Source organism: Sodalis sp. RH15, assembly GCF_047324255.1.
Classification (GTDB): Bacteria; Pseudomonadota; Gammaproteobacteria; order Enterobacterales; family Enterobacteriaceae; genus Acerihabitans; species Acerihabitans ligni.
This window is the reverse complement of the sequence record NZ_CP178738.1, coordinates 698,694-722,928: the sequence shown is the minus strand read 5'-3', so window position 1 is coordinate 722,928 and position 24,235 is coordinate 698,694. Positions and strand designations below refer to the sequence as shown.

The window sequence follows — 24,235 nt, the reverse complement described above, 5'->3', positions numbered from 1 at the left end:
ATGTTGTATTTAAATCTAATTGCAACCATGATAAGAATAAAAAAATGACAAAAAGACCAAAAAATAATGAGAGTTCCACGTAAAGAGAGAGAACAAAAATTCTCATTATATTGCTCTTTATCGTCATTTATTATTCGCCTTAATCATTTCAGTCAATCCGTGCATTGTTGACTCAGATGCCCCGCTGCCCACAATATTCCCCATTAAGTTTGGCATCGGATTCATCGCGACAGGTTTAGTTATCGTCCATACGCCTGTTGGCACCCACTCATACTGCTTAGATATGGGGTTTAGTACCTTGTCCATCGGCACTTTAATTAAATTACCAGTAGCATAACCCAGCGATGCACCGGTCTTACTCAGCAATGCGCCCATCATGGGATCATCACCTTTTATCTCAGCCGAGTAATAACCACCTACGGCGTTCCAAGACACTGTCGGGTTATAACCTTTACCGCCTGTTATCATACCAATGACACCGGCGCCAATGACATCCGAGAGTTTAACTTCTCCTGTCGTGCCATACTGGATCCTGGAACTTGAGCAGGTGATACAGGGATTGGCGCTTCAGGAGAAGCTGAACGCGGGAAGTCGGGCTGAGTAATCAGGTGGGCTGATGAGGGGAACCCCGGCGCTGAGACCGGGGTTATCGGTATTAATCATTAGATGAGGAACTTTTCTCTTTATGTTCTTGTAGCTTGTATAATACCCAGCAACCAATGCCTATAGGCCCTCCACCCGCTAATCCGACCTTTAATGAATAAATTAAATCATCGTATCCGAAATTGAATTTGTTTATCTTAAAGTAAGCCAAAATCGAGATTGACAGTATCAATAAATAAGAAAAAATAAATGTGATTATAATCCAATAAAATATAAGTTTAGGAAGTAAGTAATTTTTAGTGTTTTTTATAATCACTCGGTTCCTTCCCCCTTAAACTTCTTTTGTATTTTATTGCCTGTCATTTCTGAGGAAATAGCACCTAATGCTGCCCCACCTAGTTGGGCAGAGCTATCATTAACTATTGGTTTCATCTGATGACCTACGGCGATCATCTTGCCAGCCGCCATCCCCGTAGCTGTCCCAACGCCAGCCCCCACCATCGGCCCTACCGGATTTTCCCCTTTAATCGTACTGCCGAGATAAGCGCCACCGATGTTAATGGCCTCTTGAGCCACGATACCTCGGCCTTGCGTGACCGCACCAAGACCGGTTGCAATAAGCGCATCGGTATAGCTGAACGGCTTATCGCCATTGGTCGTTAACTGCACGCCGCTATTGGCAACACCGCCAATGACGCCGCCGGTCACCACGGCGGCGGTGCCTACCGCTGCCCCCGGCCCCATCGTCACCACGCCGCTGAGCATATTGCCCCATTGCGTCAGTAATGCCGTGGCGGGCTGTTCTGCCGGGAGGTCTCCTGCCGCCATACGTTGTGACGCAGCCGCTTTCTCTTCTTCCGGCATAGGGTTAAGCACATTGCACATTTCATCGGTCAGATTGGTATTCACGTACAAGCTGCCTTGCGCATCGATAATGCTCTCCATGCCTTTGGGCAGGCTCAGAGAGTTATTCTCCACAACAACGTCACCTGATGTAAGCCCTCTCATCGAACGTCGTTTTTCCTTGTGCTATCAGCGTGTTAGTCGGCATTCTTCTCAGCACGGTTTACCTGTCCCAACCGAAGACCCCGACGCGCCTTTTTCACCTGTTGACGCGACGTTGCCAGAACAGCGTATCAACGCTTTTCTCTCAATTTCTTATACGAAGCGGTTTTTACGACGCGGCGGTGAGGCGGGGCGCAGCTTGCCTGCGGTCCGTCGAACCGTCTGCCGGGCGCGGGCTGGCGAGGCCCGCTAGCGACGTTGCGCGGCGCTTTGGGACACAGACGGTTAAGGGCACGGGGGACATGACAGCTCCACACCGGGCGGGGGGCGGAAGCTGGCCGGCGCGGGAACGAGCAAGGAGCGCAGCAACTGCGAGCCGTGACGGGCAGACGCAGCCGGGCGGGCATTAAGCCTTTAAGCGGAGGCCGTGAGGCCGACAACCCTTTAAGGTGTTGATGTTGATGTTGCTGAAGAAGGGCACCGGCTTTGACGCCGCCAGGGATGGCGGCCCCACCGGCGGGGCCAAGGGGATAACCGAGGTTTGCAGCAGAGGGCAAGCCGCCCACCGGCGCCGCCCTGTGCGTCACGCCGAGCTAAAGAGCCGACAGCGGGGGCGCGCGACATAATGCGGATTATGCGAAGACGGACCGCTTGCCTTGGCTGATTCAGCCTTTATCGCCTGCAGGGACGGCGGCGTATAATCCCCGCGCATTCTGTTTAATGGCCGAACGGCCCGCAACAGGGCCTGCATGGTGTGCTGAAGCCTGTGCGGGCCGGGCGGCCATTGATTCCCGCCCTCGCCTATGCCGACAAGGGCAAGAGGTGCGCCACGGATGGCGCGCCTCTTGCCTGTCACCTTGCCAGCGGCCTGACAGAGAGTGGGTTCGCTTTCGTTGCGTCAGCGCTTGTGTTCATTGGATAGTGAAGAACGCTTCATATTGTTGACCACCGTGCCAGATTCCCATAATGTCAACTTCCTGGGCTTCATCATCCACCACGAACGTGATCACCGTCCTTTTTTTGTAGTGGGTTATGCGCAACCCTGGCACCAGGTCGTCGCGCTGATTTCCTCTGTGTGGGAACTGCGCTAACGACTCGCAGTAATCGACAACGCCATCCGTATAGCTTTCTGCGACGGCCGCCGAAGCGGCTTCAGCGATATAGTCATACAGCGCTACAAGCTGCTTGTTCGCTTCCGGTGCGAACACCACTCGATAGTCCGTCATGTCTTTTTGGTTTTCTCCTTGTGGGCACGCGCTAAGTTGGCGCGCACTTCGTCCGCGCTCAGTCCCCTGCTTGGGTCCGCCTTGAGCGCCTGATATGCCGGGACCACCTCTTCGCGCAACCAGGTTTCCATAGCCCGATCGCGCGCGTCCAGCGCCCGCAAGCCTTCGCGGATGACTTCGCTTTCAGAGGCATATTCACCGCTGGCGACTTTGGATTTTACACTGGCTGCCATTTCGTTGGGCAGGGTAATGCTCATCTGTTGTGTAGTGCGCATTGCGTCTTTCCTCCTAATGAGTAGGATTTAATCATACTCATTTTTTCCACTCTCGTCATCATCCAGCAGAGCGGCCAGCAGACCAACATCGTCGTCACCGTCCGGCCTGTCGCTCTCCGCCTGCTCCACCGGATGCGTCGCCGCATGTGCCGCCAGCAACGCTCCGATGCTTACCTAAGTGTAGATTTGCGTCGTCTCCGGGCTGGCGTGGCCCAGCATCGCCTGTATCCAGCGCACGTCCGCGCCATTCTCCAGCATCTGCGTCGCCATCGCATGCCGGAACAGGTGACACGCACCGGCTTGTCTATCCCTGAGCGTTTTACGTAGGCGCTGGTCAGATTGGTAATGGCATTGGGCGTTAACGCCGCCAGACGTGAAAGTCAAGCGATTAAAAAGGGAGGCTTACAATGAGCGTATCGTTATCACGCTGGATTTGTGAGGAAGATATGCAACTGTTTGCCGCCCGCCTAAAGGAAGCCAGGGAAGTCCGCAAGATGACGCAAGCCAGACTGGCTGAGTTACTGAGCGTCGATCGCCGTGTTTATAACCGATGGGAGCGCGGCATCTCTGTCCCACAACTCGATGCGGTGGTAAGGATGGCGCAGGTTTTACAGACTAGTGTGGATTCATTGGTAGGGCTGGCACCGGTGACCCCGCCGCAGATACATAACCCGCATTTGCAGGCACTGGCCGCGCAGATGGATTCGTTGTCTGATGAGGATCAGCAAGCTTTGATTGTTCTGATGGACAGTTTGCTCAAGCGCTCTAAGATGACGCAGTTACTTATATTGTAGAAGTCATTAGCTACATAAGAGACGATTTTTATTAACGCAGCGTTGCCGGGTCGCCACCCGGCAACGCTGCTCACCACCACCAACTAGTTAGGAGTTGATTATGGCTGATGCGCATCATAAGTCAGAACCGGTAATATCCCAAGCCCTGCGCCGGAGCGTTGTAGGTTACGCCCCAGACGCCTACCGTTATCCGCAGGTCAAGCTCAAGGGCAAGTGGCTGGAGCAGGTCATACAGGGGTTGGCGCTTAAAGAGAAGCTGGCCGAGGGAAGTCGGGCTGGGTGATTGGGTCGGTTAAAGAATGAACCCCGGCGAAGTGACCGGGGTCACGAACTAATAAAAATCAGGATCTATGCGGCCTTCAGCTTTCAGGATTTCAAGGAAGCGGTGGTAGGCGGTTTCATCATATTCACGAAGATCATCGAGTAAATGCTCTTCGATTAAAGCATGATGATATATACCTGAATGGTAATATATAAATCCTTCTGGTATTGATGGATCTATAAAATCTACTTTTTCGGCGAGCTTACCTGAAATTCTATAGGTGGCCAATCCGCCATTACCTTTAGGCATACCCAGTAACATTGTCTCTGTACAAGTTTTGTCGACAGATATAACCCAATACATACCAAATATATCAACAGTATTTCCCCATTCATCTTTAATCTTCATCTGATGTTATCCTTAATTGAGTCAATAACATGGGACGGATTAGACATGGGCCGCTGAGGTGTAACAATCTTCATGTCATAGGCTTTACCTGTAACAGAGTTGTACTGATAATGGATCTCAATATTTGAACCGTTTGGCAATTTATGTGAGGCTGTCATTTTCTCAAATCCAGAAGATTGAGGGAAACGAGGATCATTATTCAAATTTAAGCCCATATCAGAAAATTTCTTCCCTTCAGACGGACTCTCTTTCACTTGATGCCACAATACTTGCTCATTGAGATCCCTTGGTTGCGTAAATTGCTTGCCCGGTTTTGCCGTCGAGATCTTTTCCGCTGCTTTGATAATCTGCTTATTGGTGATGACATTTGCCGCTTTACCCGCTGCGGCCAGCGCTTTCTCTGCCGGAAGGGTCGACAGCAAGGCCAGCGCATAGTCCTTGGCTTCTTCTGCCGTCAGTACTGCCATTACCGTATCAGATACCGGCGTATTTGACAGTATCGCTTTAACGATATCTGCGCCTTCCGGCAGGTTACCTTCGACAATCCGGGTTAAATCCGCTTGCACCTGCTCCGGCGACAGATTGTTATCTTGGGCATACTTGGCGTAAGAGGTGACTGAACTACCTAGGTCGGCTAACCCTTTCGGCATGGATTCAGGGTAAAATAAATTATTCTCCACCGCATTCTTCCCTGCCTGCGCTCCTGCCACCACATCTCCCCCGCCTTTCCCTGTCAATCCGCCGGCCAAGCCGCCTACCATACTGCTCCAGGCGCTGACCGTCTCCTTCTGCTTTTCCGTCAACTGGCCCGGTTCAATGCCCGGATACAGATAGTGGGTTATTCCCTTGGCCGCCACCTCGGCGCTTAACGCTCCCGCGCCGCCCGCCAGGGCGCTGTGGCCTTGCAGATGCGACAGCATGGCTCCCGCCACCGCATGGGCGGTGATGCGCGCCGTGTCGGTGTCAAAACGCTCTTTTATCTCCGTGGCCACATAAGGCGCCGCCAATCCGGCTATCGCCTGGCCCGGATTACCGCCCGCCAGTCCCTGCGCCGCCGCAACCACCGCCGTGAGCGCCTTGAGGTTGCCGCCGCCGGTGCCGAATCCCGATTCCGACAATGCCTGATTATAGGCATTGCCACGGATATAGTCCTTGATTTGCTTATCTGTTGGGGTTTCGTTGGGGTTTTTACCCTTTGCCAGCGCATCACGGGCCTCCTGACGGTCCGCCTCGCTGAGGATGATATCCTTCACCTGTTTACGCACTGTTGGGCTGCCGGGGCTGAACGCAGCCTTGGTGAGTTTGAAGCGACTTCCCATCTTGAAGAGAAGAAATGGGAAGCAGCGGATATTGTCATCGCCAGCATTTTGCATATGCATGATGCCAAGCGCTGGACGATGAAGAAATAGCCGCTAAAAACGAAATTTATAGACGCAGAACAACGGTGCGCCAACACCATTATTATGCTAACCAAAAGCAATTAAAGAGGTAGTTACCATGGCTAAACGCGATTGTAAGTCAGAGGCGGGCATTTCCAAAGCACAGCGTCGGCTAAAGGTGGGGTATATCAGTGTCCGGCATGAGACGCGGGCGACCCGGCTGACAACCTACTTCAGCCGCAGCCCCAGTCTTCATCTCAAAGGCCTGTGGCTTACAGAGGCAGGGTTTTCCACGGATCAACCTGTGCGGGTGATGGTGGAGCGGGGAGATTGGTGATATTGACTGAGGCGGGGTAACGAGCTGGCGTGTTAGATGAAATCCCGGCTCAGGGGCTGGGATTTTGCTGTTAATATTCAGCAGTCCCGGCGTGATTGGCCGGGATAAGGTATTAATAAAAATCAGGATCTACACGACCTTCAGCTTTCAGGATTTCGAGGAAGCGGTGGTAGGCTGTTTCATCACGCTCTAAAATATCATCAAGCAATCGCTCTTTTATAAGGGCTGAGTGGTAAATACCATCCTCAAAGAAGACAAAATCTCCCATTAAATCAGGCTCTATCACTGATACGTTTGCAAGATCATAAGCACGTAACCCGCCATAATTTTTTGGAAATCCAAGGAACAATGTTTTATTGTTTATCCAATAAATTGAATAAACAGAAACAATTTCACCATCCTTTTCTTGAATTTTCATTTCATATCCTTGAGGGATGGCCCTGGTTGTGATGGATTAGGCCGTGGCGTGGTAATCTTCATATCATAGGTTTTGCCAGTCGCTGAGTTGTACTGATAATGAATACTCATTGGTGATCCGTCTGGAAGTTTATGGGTCGCTTCCATTTTTTGAAATCCAGCCGAGGCAGGGAAACGAGGATCTTTATTCAATCCTTTTAACTCAATACCACTTAATGGGTTTGATTCAATTTGTTTCCAGAATGTTTGCTCATTCAAATCCCTTGGTTGCGTAAACTGCTGCCCCGGCTTCGCCGTTGAGATCTTTTCCGCTGCCCTGATAAGCTGCTTATTCGTGAAGGCAGTTGTCGCTTTACCAACGACTGTCAGCACCCTTTCCGCCGGAACGGCCGACAGTAGTGCCAGCGCATAATCCTTGGCTTCTTCTGCCGTCAGTACTGCCATTACCGTATCAGATACCGGCGTATTTGACAGTATCGCTTTAACGATATCTGCGCCTTCCGGCAGGTTACCTTCGACCATCCGGGTTAAATCCGCTTGCACCTGCTCCGGCGACAGATTGTTATCTTGGGCATACTTGGCGTAAGAGGTGACTGAACTACCTAGGTCGGCTAACCCTTTCGGCATGGATTCAGGGTAAAAGAAATTATTCTCCACCGCATTCTTCCCTGCCTGCGCTCCGGCCACCACATCTCCCCCACCCGTCCCTGTCAATCCGCCCGCCAGGCCGCCCAGGGCCGTGCTGATGGCGCTGACCGTCTCCTTTTGCTTTTCCGTCAACTGGCCCGGTTCAATGCCCGGATACAGATAGTGGGTTATTCCCTTGGCCGCCACCTCGGCGCTTAACGCCCCCGCGCCGCCCGCCAGGGCGCTGTGGCCTTGCAGATGCGACAGCATGGCGCCCGCCACCGCATGGGCGGTGATACGCGCCGTGTCGGTGTCGAAACGCTCTTTTATCTCCGTGGCCACATAAGGCGCCGCCAATCCGGCTATCGCCTGGCCCGGATTACCGCCCGCCAGTCCCTGCGCCGCCGCAACCACCGCCGTGAGCGCCTTGTGATTGCCGCCGCCGGTGCCGAATCCCGATCCCGACAATGCCTGATTATAGGCATTGCCACGGATATAGTCCTTGATTTGCTTATCCGTTGGGGTTTCGTTGGGGTTATTACCCTTTGCCAGCGCATCACGGGCCTCCTGACGGTCCGCCTCGCTGATGTTTTCCGCCCTTTCATCGGCGGCATTCAGGGCGCCGATGGCCGCCTCGCTGAGGATGATATCCTTCACCTGATTACCGATATCCGCCAGCAGCGCCGCCTGTTGCAGCCGCTCCTGCTCCTTGGCTTTGTCAAATATTGGGCTTAAAGTCTCGTGGGCGTGCTCCGCATCCCGGCTCAGGGCAGCGATATCCTGCCTTTGCCCTGCCTGATTGCGAATAAGCAGACTGCCGGGGCTGAATGCCGCCCTGGTGGTATTGCTGCTATGGCCCGAGCTATTGCCCCCTGACAGCAGGCCGTTGGCCAGGTTGCCGGTGAACTGGCCGCCGATGGTGCCGCCGCTGCTCATGCCGATGCTTTGGTGTTCGGCGCTGAACTCAGCCTCATTGTGAATATCGCTGAAGCCCAGGGTGCCGGTGTCCAGCCGGTTTTTACTTGCGTCGGCGGCGCTGGCGATAACCGCCCCGTCCAGTTGGGTGTGTTCGCCCACTCGGATATTCGCCCCGCCTTGGCCGGCAAAGAGGCCGGTCTGTTCCTGTACCGCGCTGTAGTTGCTGCGTATCTTGTCCCGGCTGACGTTGACGCTGGCCGAGCCGGTCATGGAGCCGAAGGTGAAGCTGCCGCCGGCGCTGACGTTCTGCTGTTTAGCATCGTAGTCATTGCTATCCTGCCGGCTTTGCAGCAGCAAATGGCGGCCGATATCGGCTTTTACCGTTTCCCCCTTGACCTGCGCGCCGGACAGGATGGCGTCGCGCCCGCTTTCAAGGCGGACCTGCCGTCCCGCATCCAGCAGGGCGTTGGTGTGGAAGGTGCCGTTGCCTTTCTCGCTGCCTTTGCCTTTGTTGATACCGGCGAACACGCTGATGCCGAAGCCGTTCTGGCCGACGCCGATGCCCACCCCCACCGAGCCGCCCTGGCTGCTGTTGCTGCCCTCGGTTTTTTCCCGGCTCAGGGCGGAAAGCAGATGGATATCCTGCTTGGCCTTGAAGCTGATATCGCTGCCCGCCTTAAGCTGACCGCCCTGTAAAATGATATCGCCCCCGCCGCCCCGGCCGGTGGCGGTGACGGTCATTGCGCCACCGGCGCTAAGACTGCTGCCCTGGGCCATGCGCTGTTCATGGCGTTGTTCGGATTTGGCGCTCTGGCTGCCGTAAGAGAGGCTGACGCCGATGGTATTATTGTTTTCCGGCGAATCGCCCTGGGCCGCCGCTATGCGCCCGGCCTGCACCGCCTGTGCGCCGCTCAGCGCCGCCTTGGTGCGCTGCAGGGCCGCCAGGCGGGAATTGTCGGTTTTTTCCGCCTGCTGGGCGCTTTCCACCGCGCTGTTGATGGCGCTGCCCACGGTGCCGGAGAGCGCCAGAGTAAAGCCGCTTTTTTTTTGCTCCATGGTTTGATGCTGGATAATGCTGTTTTCAGCGGCGGTAAGATCGACGTCAGCACCGCTGAGAGCCATGCCGTTACCGGCGATCAGTTCACTGCCGTGGACGGTTAGCCGCCCGCCCGCGCTCAGCGTGGCGCTTCCTTCGGCGCTGCCCGCCAGGGTGCCTTTTTGCTGGTGGATGAGGGTATCATCGGTGAGTGTCAGGCTTTCAGAACCCACGGTGAAACCGATGCCGCCGCTGCCCATCAGGCCTGAGCTCTGCTCCTGCCTGAAGTGATTTTCATGATGAGTTTCCAGGGCTGTGGTCAGCGTCAGGTTGTTGCCGGCCGTTAAAGCGATATCTTGGGTGCCGGCGATGCCGCCGCCGGTAACCGTCAGATCACGGCCGGCATTAAGGCTGATTGCATCTCCGCTAAGCAAGGTGCCCAGGGCCAGCCGGCTATGGACTTCGTCATGGGTTTCCAGGGACATGGACGACAGCATGCCGCTGCTGCTTTGTCTCATATGTTCCACAACCGAGGTAGCCGCCCGGCCCGCCGACAGGGTGATATCCCGTCCCGCATCCAGATCCAGCCGCTGCGCGGCGTCGATATTGGCCGCGCTGGCGCTGACATCCCGTCCCGCCGACAGGGCGAGGCCACCGCCGCTGGTGATACGGGTACCCGCGTCTGTCCGCTGGCTTTCCAGGCGATAATTATCCTGGTCCCAATACGCCATGTCGGTCTTGGCGGTGCGCAGCGTATCCAGTTTGAGATCGTTGCCCGCCGCGATCTTTGTGCGCCCGCTTTCGCCCTGGTTGGCGATATCGGCGGCGGTGAGGGTGATATTGTTCAGGGCTTTGAGTTCAAGCGCGCCGCCCGGATTTTGTACGTAGATGCCCGCTGTTCGATCCAGCCAGCGATTGTCCTGCTCGCCGCGCGCCGTGGACTGGATGCGGATATCCTGTCCGGCCAGCAGCGAGAGCCTGTCGCCGCCGAACAGGCGTCCACCGGTCTGATTGATATCCTTCCTGGCCTGTACGTCAATGTCTTTCGCCGCCATCTGTCCGCTGAGGGAAACGTTTTCCGCGGACACTTTCAGGGTTTCACGAGCGGTGATGCCGCCGCTGTTGTCCAGGTTGCCGGCCACCTCCAGCTTGATGTCCTGGCCGGAGAACAGCGCGCCGTCGCCGGACAGATCGCCTTTGCCCACCCTGGCGTAGACCTGGGGCACCAGCACCCGCTGGGTGCTGCCGTCCTTCAAGGTAACATCCTGATTTATCAGCCACACCATATCGGTGGTGAGCAACGCCATCTGGCTGGGACTGAGCATGACCCCCGGCGTCAGATTAAAAGCCTTGCCGTATTGCACCCCGGCGTTCATCAGCGCTTTGAACTGTTCGTTATCGTTGGTGTAACCGTCGAGATACCGCTGGCCGGTGAGGTTAAGCACCTGATCCCGCACCAGGCGCTGCTCGTAAAAGCCATCCCCGAGGCGTTTATGGGTATAGTTATGATCAAGTTTCATTTTTTGCTGCATATAATCCAGGCCGATCCACTGCTTGTACTGGGTGTATCGTGGATTGGTTTCCACCAGATAAGGGTTGGCCGGACCGGGATGATGAGTAAACAGGCTGCTGGCAGGCAGACGGACCTCAGGCACCATAACGCGCACCGCCGGCGTCCAGGTATTGCCGGCAGTTAACACCGGTGGCAAGGGATGCTCATAGAACTCGCCCACTGCCAAATCCAGCGGGCGGAAAAACAGCTGCTCCGGACCCTCCGGCGGGATAGGCGCCTTAAAGGGCGAGTGATTCCAATGCTCGGTAAATGACTCTTCGTCGTTATGGCGAATGCGCCCGAACAGGCCGCTAAGCGCTGGGCGGGAATCAGGCGGGCCGGAATCGCTACGGGTGTTCTCCTTCCAGGCAGCGGTTTTTAAGTCGATGGTTTCCCTGATGGGGATGGGACGATATCTGCTGCCGTCCCTACCTTGGGACGTTTTGGTGCCACCCACCTTATTCTTATGTTTTTTTGCATACCAGAGCGTTTGCCTGCCAAGATCCTGAGTGATCCGTTCGCCTTGGGCCGATTCATTGCGCAGATCGCCGATTTTGGCGTCTATGACACCACCGGCGCTCACCTGGCTGTCGCGATTGATAAAGGTTTCGGCATCTACGGTAAGCAGGCCGCCGGCCAGGATTTTCGCCGGATTGCTTTCCTGTACGGCATCTTCGGTGATATGGCGGGTATAGCGGTATTCATAAAAGTTATTGTTGTGGCTGCCATCAGGCATATAGGCTTCGTGAACCCCGTAGGCTTCTTTTTTCCGCCTGACTTTGTTCCAGTCGTAGCGGGTAGTCTTGCCCTTTAATACCGCTTCATGGCGGTTTTCTTTGCTGGAAACCCTGGTCAGAACCAGACCGCCGTTGCTGTTGGTGATTTCACGGGCGGCTATGGTCATATCGCCGTCAGCGTTTATCTCGGCGTCATGATTAACCAGGCTGCCGGCCCGGCCCGTTACTTTTCCATCGGCATCCAGTCCGCCGCCGATGGACATATTGCCGTTGCTGAGAATCAGTGCCTTATCGCGATTGTCGATATGGCCGGCGCCGATATCCAGGCGTTCACGGGCGGCGATAACGCCTGCCTGGCCTTCCTGGGCGTGATTTTCCAGACGATCGGTTCGCAGGACGACATGATCGCCGAAAATGCGCCCGCTACCGACGTTGGAAAGCGCTTTAGCTTCAAGACGCAATGTATCGGCGTCAATCAGGCCAACATTATCAAGTCCGTCGCGCAGTGTAAGGTGCAGGTCGGCGGCGGTGATTTCTGCCGCCGATGCATTGACCAGGGATTGCGCGTTGAGCTGGCCTTTAGCGGTGTTAATCAGCCCGCTGTTTTCAAGTCCGTCCCGCAGCGTGAGTAGCAAAGCTTTGGCGTGGATTTGCGCCGCCGTGGCGTTATTCAGGAATGCTGCATTGAGCCGAGTGGTGCCGGCGTTGATCACGCCGCCGTTATCCAGGCCGCTTTGTAAAGTGAGTCGCAGCTCATCGGCTTTAAGGGTCGCCCCTGCCGCATTGTTTAAGGATTGGGCGCTAAGCTCCCCTGTGCCGATCTCGATTTGACCATGGTTGCTCAGCGTACCGGGCAGGGTGAGCTGCAAATCACCGGCCTTGAGGTGCGCCGATGTGGTATTGATCAATGTGGCGGCGTCGAGGAATGATATCCCGCCGGCGGTTAACAGATGGTCATTGCGGATACTGCCCGTTGTATTCAGCGTCAAATTGCCGCCGGCATTTATCTCGCCGGTAAGGTGGAAATCATTTTGCAGCCCGATAATTAAATCCCCTCTCGAACTGATTTGACCGCCACCCGTCAGGCGGCGCAGGAGGTAGAAACCCTGTTCCTCGGCAATCATTTCTCCGCCGTCATTGTCCGCTTCCAGCCGATGTCCCAAAACATCATCCCCAAGCTTGATTTTTTTGGCGGACAGCTGTCCCTGACGGTTGTCCAGCGTCTCGGTGAGGGTGACCTCAAGCTGTTCCCCGCCTTTGAGCGAGCCTTTTGCATTATCCAGCCGCCGGGCGTTGATGTGCAAACGGGGAGCCTGAATGCCCGACCCGTCCCGGCGCGTATTGCTGTTAATCACCTCATCGGCATGGATGGTCAGCGTATTGTCGCTAAATATCATCCCATTACCGTTATCCAGTCGTTCAGCGATCATCAGGTTAGCCTTATCCACCATTGAGACGTGGCCATCCCGGTTATCGAGGGCGGCTGATTTCAATTCAAGGGTATTTAAAGACGATAGCGTACCGTTCCGGTTGTCAAAACCGCCGCCGCCGGTATCGATATCCAGATGACGATTGCCCTGAATATGCCCGTTGTTATTGATAAAGGTGCCGGCCAGAGTCGGATTGGCGTTCATAACGTAGGTGTCACCCAGGGAAAAGAGATTTCCGCTGCTGTTATCCAGCGCCCCGATATTTAAGGTGAGGTCTCCGTCGGCCCGGATCTTGCCTTGGGTGTTGTCCAACCGTTTGGCGCTGGCAATGGCCGCGTTGCCTGAAGCGCGGATGTTGCCGCCATGGTTGATCACTGTGCCGCTATCCAGCGAAACGCCGGCGGCACATATCTCACCGTCGGTATTATTTAGTCGTTCCGCGCTGTTGATGGCGACGTTGCCCGGAGTGAGAATTTTTCCGTGATGATTAATCAGCTCGACGGCGTTAAGCGTGACATCGGCGGCACGTATCTCACCCTGGCGATTGTCCAGCTCTTTGGCGCTGTTTATTACCGCATTGCCGGAGGAGTGTATCTCGCCGGCATAGTTGTACAGTGTGCCGATACCCAGCGTGACGCCGGCGGCATGTAACTCCCCATGGGTGTTGTCCAGCCGCTCTGTGGCATCCACTACCGCGGCGCCCAAGGTATGAATTTTACCGGCATGGTTGTCCAGCGTTCCGGCATGTATCTTCAGGTTGCCGCTGACGTCTATCAAGCCCTGAGTGTTATCCAGGGATCGGGCTTTTATCTCGCCATCGCCTTTCGTAACTATCCGGCCTTCGGCGCTATTATCCAGCGTCCCGGCATTGATCTTGACGCGATCCGGTGCCTGAATGACGCCACCCTGGTTGGCAAGCGTTGAAACGGCCACCAAGGCATTCCCTTCAGAAAGCAGCTTGCCTTTTTGGTTGTCAAAAGTCTTCGCCAGCACCGACGCGTTTCCCGCCGCTTGTATCGTGCCGTCCGTATTGGCCAGGCGTCCGGTGACCACCGTGACATTGCCTGCGGTCTGTATCATGCCGCCGGCATTATTCAGCGTGACGGCAATATCGGGGGATACGACGTCCTGTGGGCTGTCGCCATCAATTACCTGGTTATTCTGAATACCGCCATTGCGCACCCCGGAACCCGAAGGCTGAGGGGCTGAGCTATCGGACGGGGATTGAATCGCCAAGATCAAATCCTGGGATCCGGTTTGGTGAATGACGCCCTTTTTATTGCTCAGGGTGGCGGTGGTGAGGGTTATCTCTTGGGCGACCAGGTTGCCGTTCTCACTATTGATTCCCCGAGGAGAGTTAATCGTGAGCGAGCCACCCGGGGCATGGACGACGGCGCCGGTCAGACGGGTTTCACCTCGAGACGCGCCGAGATTTATCCGCGGCGCCGTTGTTTGGCTGCCTGACAAGTCGAGGGTCGAACCCGCTACCGTCAGGGTCCCGCTTGCCCGACTGTCTCCGCCGAGGGTGATGGCGCCTGATGAAGTCAACAGCAGATGCCCCGGCGGTATGGCATTCCCCTGTTCATCCCGACCGGCTTCCCAGACACTTCCTTTCCCGCTGCGCAGGCTGGCCGAGTTGGCGGAAATAGCGCCGCGGGCCGCTATGGTGCCGCTGCTGTTTAACTCACCGGCCACCTGCAGAACGACATCGCCTTGGGATGATATGCGCCCCGGATTATGCACGTCGTCCGCCACGATGATACGCAGATCGGACGCGCTGGAGATCGAGCCGCTGTTTTCCAGCCGGCCTTCAATCGTGAGGGCGATCTCGCCGACGCCGGCGCCGATATGGCCGGCATTGCGCACCCCCAGCCCGTGTTCATTGCCCACCAACTGTATTTTACGGGCGTACATGCCCCCCAGCGCCGCCACATCCAGGGCATAGCGGGAAGGGGACTCGTTATCCGCTTTCTTGTGGGTGACGTTGCCCCGGCTGTCCGTTACATTGCGTCCGGTGGCGAGGGTCAGCTCGCCGGCCTGAACCTCGACGTTGACCCGCACGGCGCGGGCTATGAGCAAAGCGTGATTGGTGTTGAGGTTGACGTTGCGGCCTTCAAACACTATCTCCCCGCGCTCAACGTCAAACCCTTTCAGCCTGCCGTCCTGCACCAGCGCCTGGGCGGCGGCCAGGGTGGCGTTATGGGCGTTGATAAACCCACAGCCGTCGCAGGTGATGCCTGAGGGATTGGCGATGATGACGTCCGCTCGGCCGCCGGCCACTTCGATAGCACCGTTTAGGTGGCTTCCGTGGGGGGAATTCACCTCATTGAGTATCACGCTGGCCTCGCCACGGGCCAGGGATGAATTGCCGTCCACCAGACCGCCGAGCTGCGTTTGCGTATGTTCCCGGCTGTTATTAAGGATCACACCGGACGGATCCACATCAAATTGGCTGAAAGAATTATGGGAAAGTCCGTGTTCGTTGGGCGTTTGGATATCGATTTGCGGAATGCCGTTGGCGGTTTGGGTGATATTGGGCTGTTGATCTCCGGGAGCATGGGGATCGACGGAGAAGCCGGCCCGGGCGGAAAATGAAATGCCCCCGAAAGCCATCAGCAAACAAAAGTTCAGCGTCGCCAGCCGGCAGGGGCGACCGGCCTTCGGTAGTATCCGGCCGGGTTGGCCCCGCCCTGAGCATACGTGACCGGCGCAAGCGATATCCGCCACCACCATCAGCATGCCGCGCGCCTGGTTAAAAATGATTCGGTATAGATGTTTGTTCATTGCGTCTTCCTGGTTTCCTTGCCGACCAAATGCCGCGTCCATGTGATGGGGGGAATAGCAGATGATGATTCAGTGCTGCCAAATCAGATTGAATCCGAAGGCGAGCCCGTCGGTTCCCAGTCCGTCCGGTTTCGACAGGGGGACGCCGCTGAACACATCGTAAGAAAGCCCGATGGCGGACCAAGCGCCGCGCAACCCGGTCACGCCCCCCGCCAGGCGCCGCCCGGGAGACTTGCTGTCGATTCTGCCGTGCAATTCGCCGTAATCGATGCCCAGGTAGAGTTCCTGGCTCGGCACCGGGGTGCGCCAGGCGATATCGTTGCGCAGATACCAGCCGTTATCGGCACTGAGGGTGCGCCCGCCGTCAAAACCGCGCACCGTCCAGCGGTTGCCGATGGCGAATTGATCCGGCGGCGTCAGGAGCCTGTGGCTCAATTGATGGCTGTATTGCGCCACGTAGCGAAAACGTTCGCTCCCCAGGAAGAAGGGCGCATTGAGCAGAGCGGACCAGCGGGTGATTTTCCCCAGCGCGGTGCCGGTGCCGATGTATTCTTCGTTTGCAGGCACGGCGCCGAACCAGCGGGTGCCCTGCTGATAGCTCAATCCGGCATCCAGGGTTGCCGCGCCGATATGGTGGCGATGGGATAACCCCATTTTCCAAGCGCTGGTACGCCGCGTATGGTTGTCCAACCGGTTATTATTGAAGGAGTTTTTACTCTTACGCGTCATGACGTCATAGGACAGCGAAGTCTTATGGCTGGCGCCGCGGTGCAGCACCCGCTTTGCCTGCACCGACAGGTTGCCGCTGTCGCCCTGATAGCGTTTATATTGCGGGACGCGCGTGGCGATTTCCGCCGCGTTTTGCGTGTAGTCATAATGGCCGCCGTTGATACTGAACAGCCAATAGCCGAACGGCACCGAATAATGGGCGCCGTAGGTTTTGATTTGTTTTTTACCGGCGAAACCTAAATCCCGGCCCAAAGTGACATAAAACAAATCGCTGAAGGACAACGGATTATCCAGAGCCAGCATCAGGCCGCTTTGGTATCGTCCGGTGGCCTGGGTGCCCCCGTCGTCCAGCCAGGTTCCCAGACGGTAGTAGCTCGATTGGCTGCGGTGGATACGGATGTCGCTTTCACCGGCAAGCTGTCCGGGGTTAAGCTCGACATCGGCTTTTACCGTGGGCAACCGTTGCATATTTTCCAGGCCCTGTTCGATATCCCGCAGGTCTAAGAGATCACCCTTGCGAGCCGGGACAGTATTTACTAAGGCGGCGTGACTTGAAGAATCATCGCTAAAGCGAACCTCACCCACCCGGCCGGGTAAGATCACCAATTTGAGATTCCCGCTGCGCAGATCCTGCTGTGGCGCCAATACGCGAGTGGTGATCCAGCCATGATCGGTCAGCCGGTTTTGCAGCGCGGCCATTAATTGATTGATCCCCTGGGCGCCGAGGCAATGGCCCTGTGCATGCCCGGTCAAATCCTTGAGCCGCAGCCAGCGCGGCAAGGCGTCGGTGCCTTCCACTGTGATGCGATGAATTATCTGGCAGGGAGATTCAGTGGGAAAAACCAGCGCCGAACGGTCCGAAGGTGGTGCGAAAAGCGTGATATCCGGCGCCTGCGGCGTTAATTGCCGTTCAAGGGCCTTTTGCTGCGCCTGCTGGTGCATATCTTGTCCGCCGCCCTGGCTGGCCGAGGCCTGAAAAGAGCAGAGCGGCGATAGCAGCATTGACCATAACAACATTGGCCTTAGCAGCACCGGCCATAACGACACCCTGGCCGGCAAAAAATAATGGGCGGGCAAGTAATGATAATGCCGTCCTAGCATAGAAATATCCTTTGATTCCCTGGAAAAGATTATCGTCTCTCTTTATCTGATATTTGATTTAGCGGGAGATGATAAACAGTGCAATTGGTTTTATGAAAGTCATGAGATATCCAATATTATATTTATTAGAGCATCTTTTCTCATGGTATTTATTAATTTATGCAATATTGGCATTGAGTAATAAGCCTAAAATGATCTTTTACATTGTTAGCACCTCATATTAATAGAAATATTGACAACAGCTTTATTTATGGAACTTCATAACTATTATCATCAGTACACTTATTTATCTTGATGGCCATGTTAACGGAGGTTTTTGAATGAGCCTCAATTTCCAAGTAAAAAAGGCTAGTGGATACATGATGATAAGTTTGATTTACCTTTAAGGAACATTATATTAGGCACAAGAAGATGATCTTTATTTATAATATTGGCGATAATAATAGATGCACACCGATGCGCTTAATTTATCTTTCCAGCGTCCCTTAGCTATTCGATAATGCCTTATCATATTTATAGGTAAAACATTTTTATTTAATTTAAAGTAACCGAAATAAATAATATATCCTCCATGAAAATTCGTCTGTTGCGCTAAATGCTATATTGTGGAAATTATCATAATAAGTTAATGCCGGGCGGTCAATTTCTATTATGGAAAAATGGCGCAGAGTGATGAGCGATTTAACCACCTCGCCTTCACCGCCAACAGGCCGGGGATGGGGCGAGGGGATAGGGCCTGCCTTATGACTGTGCTGATTCGGCGACAGCGATTTCATCGGGAAAGGCATTTCGCCAGGCTTCAAATCCGCCGTCGATACTGTAGGCCGCTTTTAAACCCTGTTGCAGCAGATATTGCGCGGCGCCCTTGCTGCTGTTGCCGTGATAGCACATGACCATGACCGGACGTTCGGGGTCGGTCCGTTGCAAAAATGCGCCCAGAGTATCGTTGGTAAGGTGAAACGCTCCCGGCGTATGCCCGGCGGCATAGCTTTGCGGATCGCGGATATCCACCAATTCGGCATCGCCCTGCTGCAAACGCTGACGGGCCTGCTCTACGCTTATCGACTCAAAGTGTTCCATAGTGCTCCGCCGCCTCGCTTGAAGTCATAGATTTTCCCCCACACGGGGCTTTTCCAGTTTAGCAATCCTTCCACCGGCGTCTAGCCTTTTTCCATAGGGATTCCTTTTAGCAGATCCGGTGAAACTGTTACCTCCATCACGCATAAGTTTAAATTTTCAACAGAGACTTGGCATAGATGTTGGTTTTCGATTACAATCTTGAGCGAAAACGAAAATAAAAGAACCATTTTCGAACATCTGGAGGAAGCGATTGTGGAAACCAAAGATCTGATTGTGATTGGCGGCGGCATCAATGGGACCGGCATTGCGGCCGATGCAGCCGGGCGCGGACTCTCCGTGCTGCTGCTGGAGGCAGATGATTTGGCCTGCGCAACCTCATCCGCCAGTTCCAAACTTATTCACGGCGGTTTGCGCTATCTCGAACATTACGAATTTCGTTTGGTCAGCGAAGCCCTGGCTGAACGGGAAGTTTTATTAAAAATGGCGCCGCATATCGCTTTCCCGATGCGTTTTCGTCTGCCCCATCGCCCCCATCTTCGTCCGGCCTGGATGATCCGCCTCGGCTTGTTTATGTACGACCATCTGGGCAAACGCACCAGCCTGCCGGCCAGCAGAGGTATTCGTTTTGGCGCGGATTCCGTTTTGAAACCGTCGATTGTGCGCGGTTTTGAATATTCCGACTGCTGGGTGGATGATGCGCGGCTGGTGGTGGCCAATGCGCAGGAAGTGCTGGCCAAAGGGGGCGAGGTGTGTACCCGGACCAAGGTGACCCGTGCCTGGCGTAAAGAAGGCCTATGGCATGTTGAAGCGCTGGATGCCTTAACCGGCAAAACCCTGACCTGGCAGTGCAAGGGATTGGCCAACGCCACCGGCCCGTGGGTGAAGGAGTTTATTGATGACAGCCTGAAGCTGCCGTCTCAATACGGCATCCGTTTAATCAAGGGCAGCCATATCGTGGTGCCACGCGTGCATAACGGCCAGCAAGCCTATATTTTGCAAAACGAAGACCACCGCATCGTTTTTGTCATCCCTTGGCTGGATGAATTTTCCATTATCGGCACTACCGATGTGGAATATCACGGCGACCCGAAGGGAGTGGCCATTGATGAAAACGAAATCGATTATCTATTGAACGTCTATAATGCCCATTTCAAAAAGCCGTTAAGCCGCCAAGATATTGCCTGGACCTATTCCGGCGTCCGGCCGCTCTGTGATGATGAATCCGACTCTCCCCAGGCGGTAACCCGCGATTATACCCTGTCGGTAACCGACGAACACGGCAAAGCCCCGTTGCTGTCGGTGTTCGGCGGTAAACTCACCACCTATCGCAAGCTGGCGGAACATGCCTTGGACAAGCTGGCGAAGTATTACCCATCCGCATCCGGAGCCTGGACCAAAGGCGCGATATTGCCCGGCGGCGATCTCCATGGCGATCGGGATGATTATGCCGCCACCCTGCGGCGTAAATTCACTTTTCTGCCGGAAAGCCTGGCGCGCCGGTATAGCCGCACCTACGGCAGCCAAAGCGAACTGCTGCTGAAGGGAACCGCCCGTATGATGGATCTCGGCGAAGACTTCGGCCACGGTCTGTACGAAGTGGAGCTGAATTACCTGGTGGCGCACGAATGGGTGGTGGCCCTTGATGATGCTATCTGGCGGCGTACCAAGCTGGGTATGTGGCTGGATGATAAACAAAAACAGCATATCAGCGAGTGGCTGGCGGAACACGCCAGGACCGGCCGGTCGCTGTCGCTGGCGTCGTAGCGCAAACGACGGCTGCGCCGGGGTTTTCCTCCCATAGGCGCGGCGCTAAATGGTTCCGTCTTCTACCGCGGGGAGAGACGGTTGACTTTGCAACACCGCGGGAAGCGCCGCTAATCAGTCCGGTGTCAACGCGGCGTTTTGCACGATATGCTCCCATAGCTCTTCCGCCGTACGGGTCATCGGGGCGGCGTGTCTGAACAGGCGAACTTCAACCGGTATCTTCAATTCAGTATCGATTGGCGTCACCTGCATCAGGTTGCCTTGCAGCATCTCCCCTAATGCAATGGAAAACGGCAGCCAGGCCACCCCTTCCCCGCTCACCGCCATCGCCAAAAGCGTGCTGGCTAAATCAGACGTGAATACCGTCCGCATATGCCTGGTCAATTTCACCACCGCCGGTTGCCCGGATAAGATTCTTCCCAGGCCGGATTCGCCGCTGTAGGAAAGGAAGGGAATTGCCTTATCTTCCAGGCTCCATTTAGGCTTGCCGCTATCCGGGTCGGGAGCGCTGACCAATACCATATTATCCGAGCCGACTTTTATGCTTATGTAGTCGCCGGATTCCAGCTTAAGGTTCATTTTGGGAAGATGATGGCAAAGCAGGAATTGAGATTGTCCTTGGGTAAATATCCTTTCACAGGCGCGCATGGTATTGGAAACCAGCTGAAAAGTGTTGAGGAGATTGGCGGTTTTACTCCTCTTTATCCAGGAGGGAAAAAAGGCAAAAGATAAAGAATGGGTAGCAGTAAAAACAACTTCCGCATCGTATAACTCCGAGGTTTCCAGCGTCTTCCTGCGGGCGTTATACAGCAGGTTGATGAGCGTCGCCGCCTCGTCGCAAAAGACTTCACCGGCTTTTGTCAGCGTGACGCTGCGTCGTGAACGCTGAAACAGCATTGTGCCGATCCATCCTTCCAAAGACTGAATCCGGCGACTGAACGCCGGCTGGGTGATATTTCTGATTGAAGCGGCCTGTGAAAAATTTAATGTCTGCTTCAAGGCTAAACAGTCTTCGAGCCAGATTAACTCTATTTGAATATTCTGATGCATAGAAACCTGCGCCACGCTGTTATCAGTAATTTCAATGTAATCTATTATGCCCTCCTTCTTGTACAAAAAAACCCGTTATGGTGTTTAGATTAGTTTCAGCGCCAGGGAGATAGTAAACGGAACGGTGATCACCGCTAAAAGCGTACTTGCCATAATAGCGCATGCCGCTTTTTCAGGGTGAACATTCAATAATGTGGCAACCGCGGAAATATTACTGGCCAAAGGATTACAGGCGATCATAATTACGACTATTTTTTCAGGCTGAGAGAGATTGAAGCATGAAGAGAACAGGACGATCACCGCCACGGTATAAATCACATGTTTCCACAGCAATGCCAGACCGATAAATTTCCAATCCAGGATCAGCTTTTCATATTTGGCCAGGGATAACCCGATTATCATCATGCCTAATACACTGTATCCGCCGACAAAGGTATCCATTCCGGATATCACGATGGGAGAAAGAGCAACGTTGAAATGTTTAAGCACCAGGGCCAGGGCAGAAGCATAAAGCGTCGGCATCTTCATGACCAGTATCAAGCTGTCGACGATGGAATTTTTTCCCCGTGCGGTGAGATAAAAAGCCGTGGTAAACTCATAGATATTTGACGATACTTTGACAAAAACCACAATGGCAATGGCCACGGCTCCATATTCCGTGCCCTTCAACAGGCCGATAGCCAATGGCAAGACAAAATAACCGACGTTGCCTGCTCCACCAACCGCGCCAAATAAATTAGCGCGGCTGTCTTTCCATACCACTTTGCCGATAGCGAAAGCGATGAGTGCGGCGATACTGGCACCGATATAAAAAACAAAGGTATACACAACATACCCCACCGTGGCCGGGGATTCGTAGATAAGTATAAAACAGGCGGCCGGCGTGAAGACATAAATCAATAAGCCGGAAATATCTTTACTGTTGATTTTAAATTTTTTCCCAACGTACCATCCCAATAAAGATACGGCAATCAGGAAAGCAACGCGATATAATACTTCAGTAAACATATTATGCCTCATAATTGTAATGTAGGAAACATGACCGATGGCTATCTAATGGTATTGCTTAATCTATAAAAAATATTATTTTCAATCTCAATAACAGTCATTTAATTAAAATTGGTTATAGGCTGTTATTTTTTTCACTTACAATTTCAAGATTCTCACGCAATAAAAACAGAATGCTTCATCAATATTTCCCCCGTCGTGCCGACCATAATTAAAGGTGTCATAAATAAACAATCTTAAAATACAGCATGTGGATTTGACAGATCGGTAAGCTGTCCCTTAAGCGGCGAAACGGCATAATAACTTGGCATAATAGGAAATCTTTTTATACCAAGCCATTATGTTTGGTTTATTCCGCCAGCTCCCGCATAACCTTAATCAGATCCGATTTTCCCTCAAAGCCGATCCCCGGCAGTTCAGGCATAACGATATGGCCTTCTTCAACCCGGACAGAATCAGGGAAACCGCCGTAAGGCTGGAATAGGTCGGGATAACTTTCATTGCCGCCCAAGCCCAGACCGGCAGCGATATTGAGGGACATTTGATGACCGCCGTGAGGGATGCAGCGCGACGGAGACCAGCCGAATGCAGCCAGCACGTCCAGGGTCCGCAGATATTCCACACAGCCGTAAGACAAGGCGCAGTCAAACTGCAGGTAATCGCGGTCAGGGCGCATACCGCCATACCGCAGCAAATTCCTGGCATCCTGATGGGAGAACAGGTTTTCCCCGGTAGCCATCGGGGCGGAATAGAATTCGGCAATGGTCGCCTGTAGCGCATAATCCAGCGGATCGCCGATTTCTTCATACCAGAATAAAGGGTATTCACGCAACATTTTGGCATAGGCGATGCCGGTTTCAAGATCGAATCGTCCATTGGCATCCACCGCCAGCCTGGCTTCATCGCCTATTTCGGCCAATACCGCATCGATACGCCGGCGATCTTCGTCAATAGAGGCGCCGCCGATTTTCATTTTGACGACATTATATCCACGATTAAGATAACTACGCATTTCCGTGCGCAGGGCGGTAAGATCTTTACCTGGGTAATAATATCCCCCTGCCGCGTAGACAAAAACACGGGGATTGGCTTTACGTCCTTTCATTTCGGCAAGCAACCGGAACAAGGGCTTGCCGGCAATTTTCGCCGTGGCGTCCCATATAGCCATGTCCAGGGTGCCGACGGCAACCGAGCGTTCTCCGTGGCCGCCGGGTTTTTCATTGGTCATCATGATGTCCCAGATACGGGAAGGCTCAAGATTATCCCCTGCCTCATTTAATAGCGCTGCCGGCGGCGCCTCCAAAATCCGATTGCGAAAACGCTCCCTGATCAAGCCGCCCTGCCCGTAGCGTCCGTTGGAATTAAAGCCATAACCCACCACGCGCTGCCCGTCGCGGACGACATCGGTAACAACGGCAACCAGGCTGGTGGTCATTTTACTAAAATCTATGTATGCGTTCCGAATAGGAGAGGCAATGGGTTTGGTCTTTTCGACAACATCAATGATATGCATGCTATTTCCCTAAGATGTTAATCTTGCTGGTCTGTTTTCATATTCCCATTATATTTTTTGAATGAGTCCTGACTAATGCCCATTAATATTCTTGTTATGCTTACAGCGCATCACAGAAATATGAATCACTAAAGCGTTTTTTAATGATTGTATTATAAGGTTTTTTGATTTATGTGATTTATTTCCTAACGCTTTTTTAC

18 protein-coding genes and 1 pseudogene are annotated in these 24,235 nt (G+C 54.0%); 5 read left to right on the top strand and 14 right to left on the bottom strand.

Going from position 1 to position 24,235, the window contains the following annotated elements; translation table 11 throughout:
* Positions 1–123: 123 nt before the first annotated feature.
* Both ACL2XO_RS03245 and ACL2XO_RS03240 read right to left on the bottom strand, forming a co-directional pair.
* Complete coding sequence (locus tag ACL2XO_RS03245; protein WP_413742170.1) at positions 124–468, bottom strand: adenylate cyclase; 345 nt, start codon at positions 466–468, stop codon at positions 124–126.
* A 447-nt stretch (positions 469–915) separates the two neighbouring features.
* On the bottom strand, positions 916–1,611 hold the full coding sequence (locus ACL2XO_RS03240) for a hypothetical protein (protein WP_413742169.1): 696 nt from the start codon (positions 1,609–1,611) through the stop codon (positions 916–918).
* 458 nt (positions 1,612–2,069) lie between these two features.
* Between ACL2XO_RS03240 and ACL2XO_RS03235 the strand changes: the two genes are divergently transcribed.
* Positions 2,070–2,234 carry a hypothetical protein gene (locus tag ACL2XO_RS03235; protein WP_413742168.1) on the top strand — a complete coding sequence of 55 codons (165 nt, stop codon included), beginning with the start codon at positions 2,070–2,072 and terminating at the stop codon, positions 2,232–2,234.
* 285 nt (positions 2,235–2,519) lie between these two features.
* On the opposite strand, the gene ACL2XO_RS03230 is transcribed toward ACL2XO_RS03235, so the two are convergent.
* The 3 genes and pseudogenes from ACL2XO_RS03230 to ACL2XO_RS03220 form a co-directional block, all read right to left on the bottom strand.
* A complete protein-coding gene (locus tag ACL2XO_RS03230) occupies positions 2,520–2,834 on the bottom strand; it encodes a type II toxin-antitoxin system RelE/ParE family toxin (protein WP_413742167.1) in 315 nt (104 codons plus the stop codon).
* On the bottom strand, positions 2,831–3,109 hold the full coding sequence (locus ACL2XO_RS03225; protein ID WP_413742166.1) for a type II toxin-antitoxin system ParD family antitoxin: 279 nt from the start codon (positions 3,107–3,109) through the stop codon (positions 2,831–2,833). The genes ACL2XO_RS03230 and ACL2XO_RS03225 overlap by 4 nt, the downstream gene beginning before the upstream one ends.
* Before the next feature lie 27 nt (positions 3,110–3,136).
* A pseudogene (locus ACL2XO_RS03220) lies at positions 3,137–3,480 on the bottom strand (tyrosine-type recombinase/integrase); the annotation flags it as partial.
* A 36-nt stretch (positions 3,481–3,516) separates the two neighbouring features.
* Here ACL2XO_RS03220 and ACL2XO_RS03215 point away from each other — a divergent pair.
* Positions 3,517–3,903 (top strand): helix-turn-helix domain-containing protein, encoded by a 387-nt coding sequence (locus ACL2XO_RS03215; protein WP_413742165.1) that lies wholly within the window; start codon positions 3,517–3,519, stop codon positions 3,901–3,903.
* A gap of 100 nt (positions 3,904–4,003) precedes the next feature.
* Positions 4,004–4,186: a hypothetical protein gene (locus tag ACL2XO_RS03210; protein ID WP_413742164.1), complete on the top strand. Its 183-nt coding sequence runs from the start codon at positions 4,004–4,006 to the stop codon at positions 4,184–4,186.
* A gap of 48 nt (positions 4,187–4,234) precedes the next feature.
* Here the strand turns inward: ACL2XO_RS03210 and ACL2XO_RS03205 are convergent, their stop codons facing one another.
* Together ACL2XO_RS03205 and ACL2XO_RS03200 are read right to left on the bottom strand one after the other, a co-directional pair.
* Positions 4,235–4,573, bottom strand: coding sequence for a hypothetical protein (locus tag ACL2XO_RS03205; RefSeq protein WP_413742163.1), 339 nt, complete (start codon positions 4,571–4,573; stop codon positions 4,235–4,237).
* Entirely contained in the window at positions 4,570–5,946 is a 1,377-nt protein-coding gene (locus ACL2XO_RS03200) for a VENN motif pre-toxin domain-containing protein (RefSeq protein WP_413742162.1), read from the bottom strand. The genes ACL2XO_RS03205 and ACL2XO_RS03200 overlap by 4 nt, the downstream gene beginning before the upstream one ends.
* A 124-nt stretch (positions 5,947–6,070) precedes the next feature.
* Here ACL2XO_RS03200 and ACL2XO_RS03195 point away from each other — a divergent pair, with 124 nt between their 5' ends.
* Positions 6,071–6,289 carry a SymE family type I addiction module toxin gene (locus tag ACL2XO_RS03195; protein WP_413742161.1) on the top strand — a complete coding sequence of 73 codons (219 nt, stop codon included), beginning with the start codon at positions 6,071–6,073 and terminating at the stop codon, positions 6,287–6,289.
* Positions 6,290–6,401: 112 nt separating this feature from the next.
* On the opposite strand, the gene ACL2XO_RS03190 is transcribed toward ACL2XO_RS03195, so the two are convergent.
* The 4 genes from ACL2XO_RS03190 to glpE all read right to left on the bottom strand — a co-directional run bounded on the left by ACL2XO_RS03190 (position 6,402) and on the right by glpE (position 18,700).
* The gene (locus ACL2XO_RS03190) at positions 6,402–6,707 is read right to left on the bottom strand and encodes a hypothetical protein (RefSeq protein ID WP_413742160.1); all 306 of its coding nucleotides are present in this window, start codon (positions 6,705–6,707) and stop codon (positions 6,402–6,404) included.
* A complete protein-coding gene (locus ACL2XO_RS03185; RefSeq protein WP_413742159.1) occupies positions 6,704–15,790 on the bottom strand; it encodes a hemagglutinin repeat-containing protein in 9,087 nt (3,028 codons plus the stop codon). The genes ACL2XO_RS03190 and ACL2XO_RS03185 overlap by 4 nt, the downstream gene beginning before the upstream one ends.
* A 69-nt stretch (positions 15,791–15,859) precedes the next feature.
* Complete coding sequence (locus ACL2XO_RS03180; RefSeq protein WP_413743024.1) at positions 15,860–17,536, bottom strand: ShlB/FhaC/HecB family hemolysin secretion/activation protein; 1,677 nt, start codon at positions 17,534–17,536, stop codon at positions 15,860–15,862.
* A gap of 825 nt (positions 17,537–18,361) precedes the next feature.
* Positions 18,362–18,700: a thiosulfate sulfurtransferase GlpE gene (gene glpE, locus ACL2XO_RS03175; RefSeq protein ID WP_413726390.1), complete on the bottom strand. Its 339-nt coding sequence runs from the start codon at positions 18,698–18,700 to the stop codon at positions 18,362–18,364.
* Positions 18,701–18,952: 252 nt separating this feature from the next.
* Here glpE and glpD point away from each other — a divergent pair, with 252 nt between their 5' ends.
* On the top strand, positions 18,953–20,464 hold the full coding sequence (gene glpD, locus ACL2XO_RS03170; RefSeq protein ID WP_413742158.1) for a glycerol-3-phosphate dehydrogenase: 1,512 nt from the start codon (positions 18,953–18,955) through the stop codon (positions 20,462–20,464).
* A gap of 114 nt (positions 20,465–20,578) precedes the next feature.
* Here glpD and ACL2XO_RS03165 read toward each other — a convergent pair whose 3' ends face one another.
* The 3 genes from ACL2XO_RS03165 to ACL2XO_RS03155 all read right to left on the bottom strand — a co-directional run bounded on the left by ACL2XO_RS03165 (position 20,579) and on the right by ACL2XO_RS03155 (position 24,035).
* A complete protein-coding gene (locus ACL2XO_RS03165) occupies positions 20,579–21,514 on the bottom strand; it encodes a LysR family transcriptional regulator (RefSeq protein WP_413726388.1) in 936 nt (311 codons plus the stop codon).
* 84 nt (positions 21,515–21,598) lie between these two features.
* Entirely contained in the window at positions 21,599–22,522 is a 924-nt protein-coding gene (locus ACL2XO_RS03160) for an AEC family transporter (protein ID WP_413726387.1), read from the bottom strand.
* Positions 22,523–22,871: 349 nt separating this feature from the next.
* The gene (locus ACL2XO_RS03155) at positions 22,872–24,035 is read right to left on the bottom strand and encodes a mandelate racemase/muconate lactonizing enzyme family protein (RefSeq protein WP_132923774.1); all 1,164 of its coding nucleotides are present in this window, start codon (positions 24,033–24,035) and stop codon (positions 22,872–22,874) included.
* Positions 24,036–24,235 lie beyond the last annotated feature (200 nt).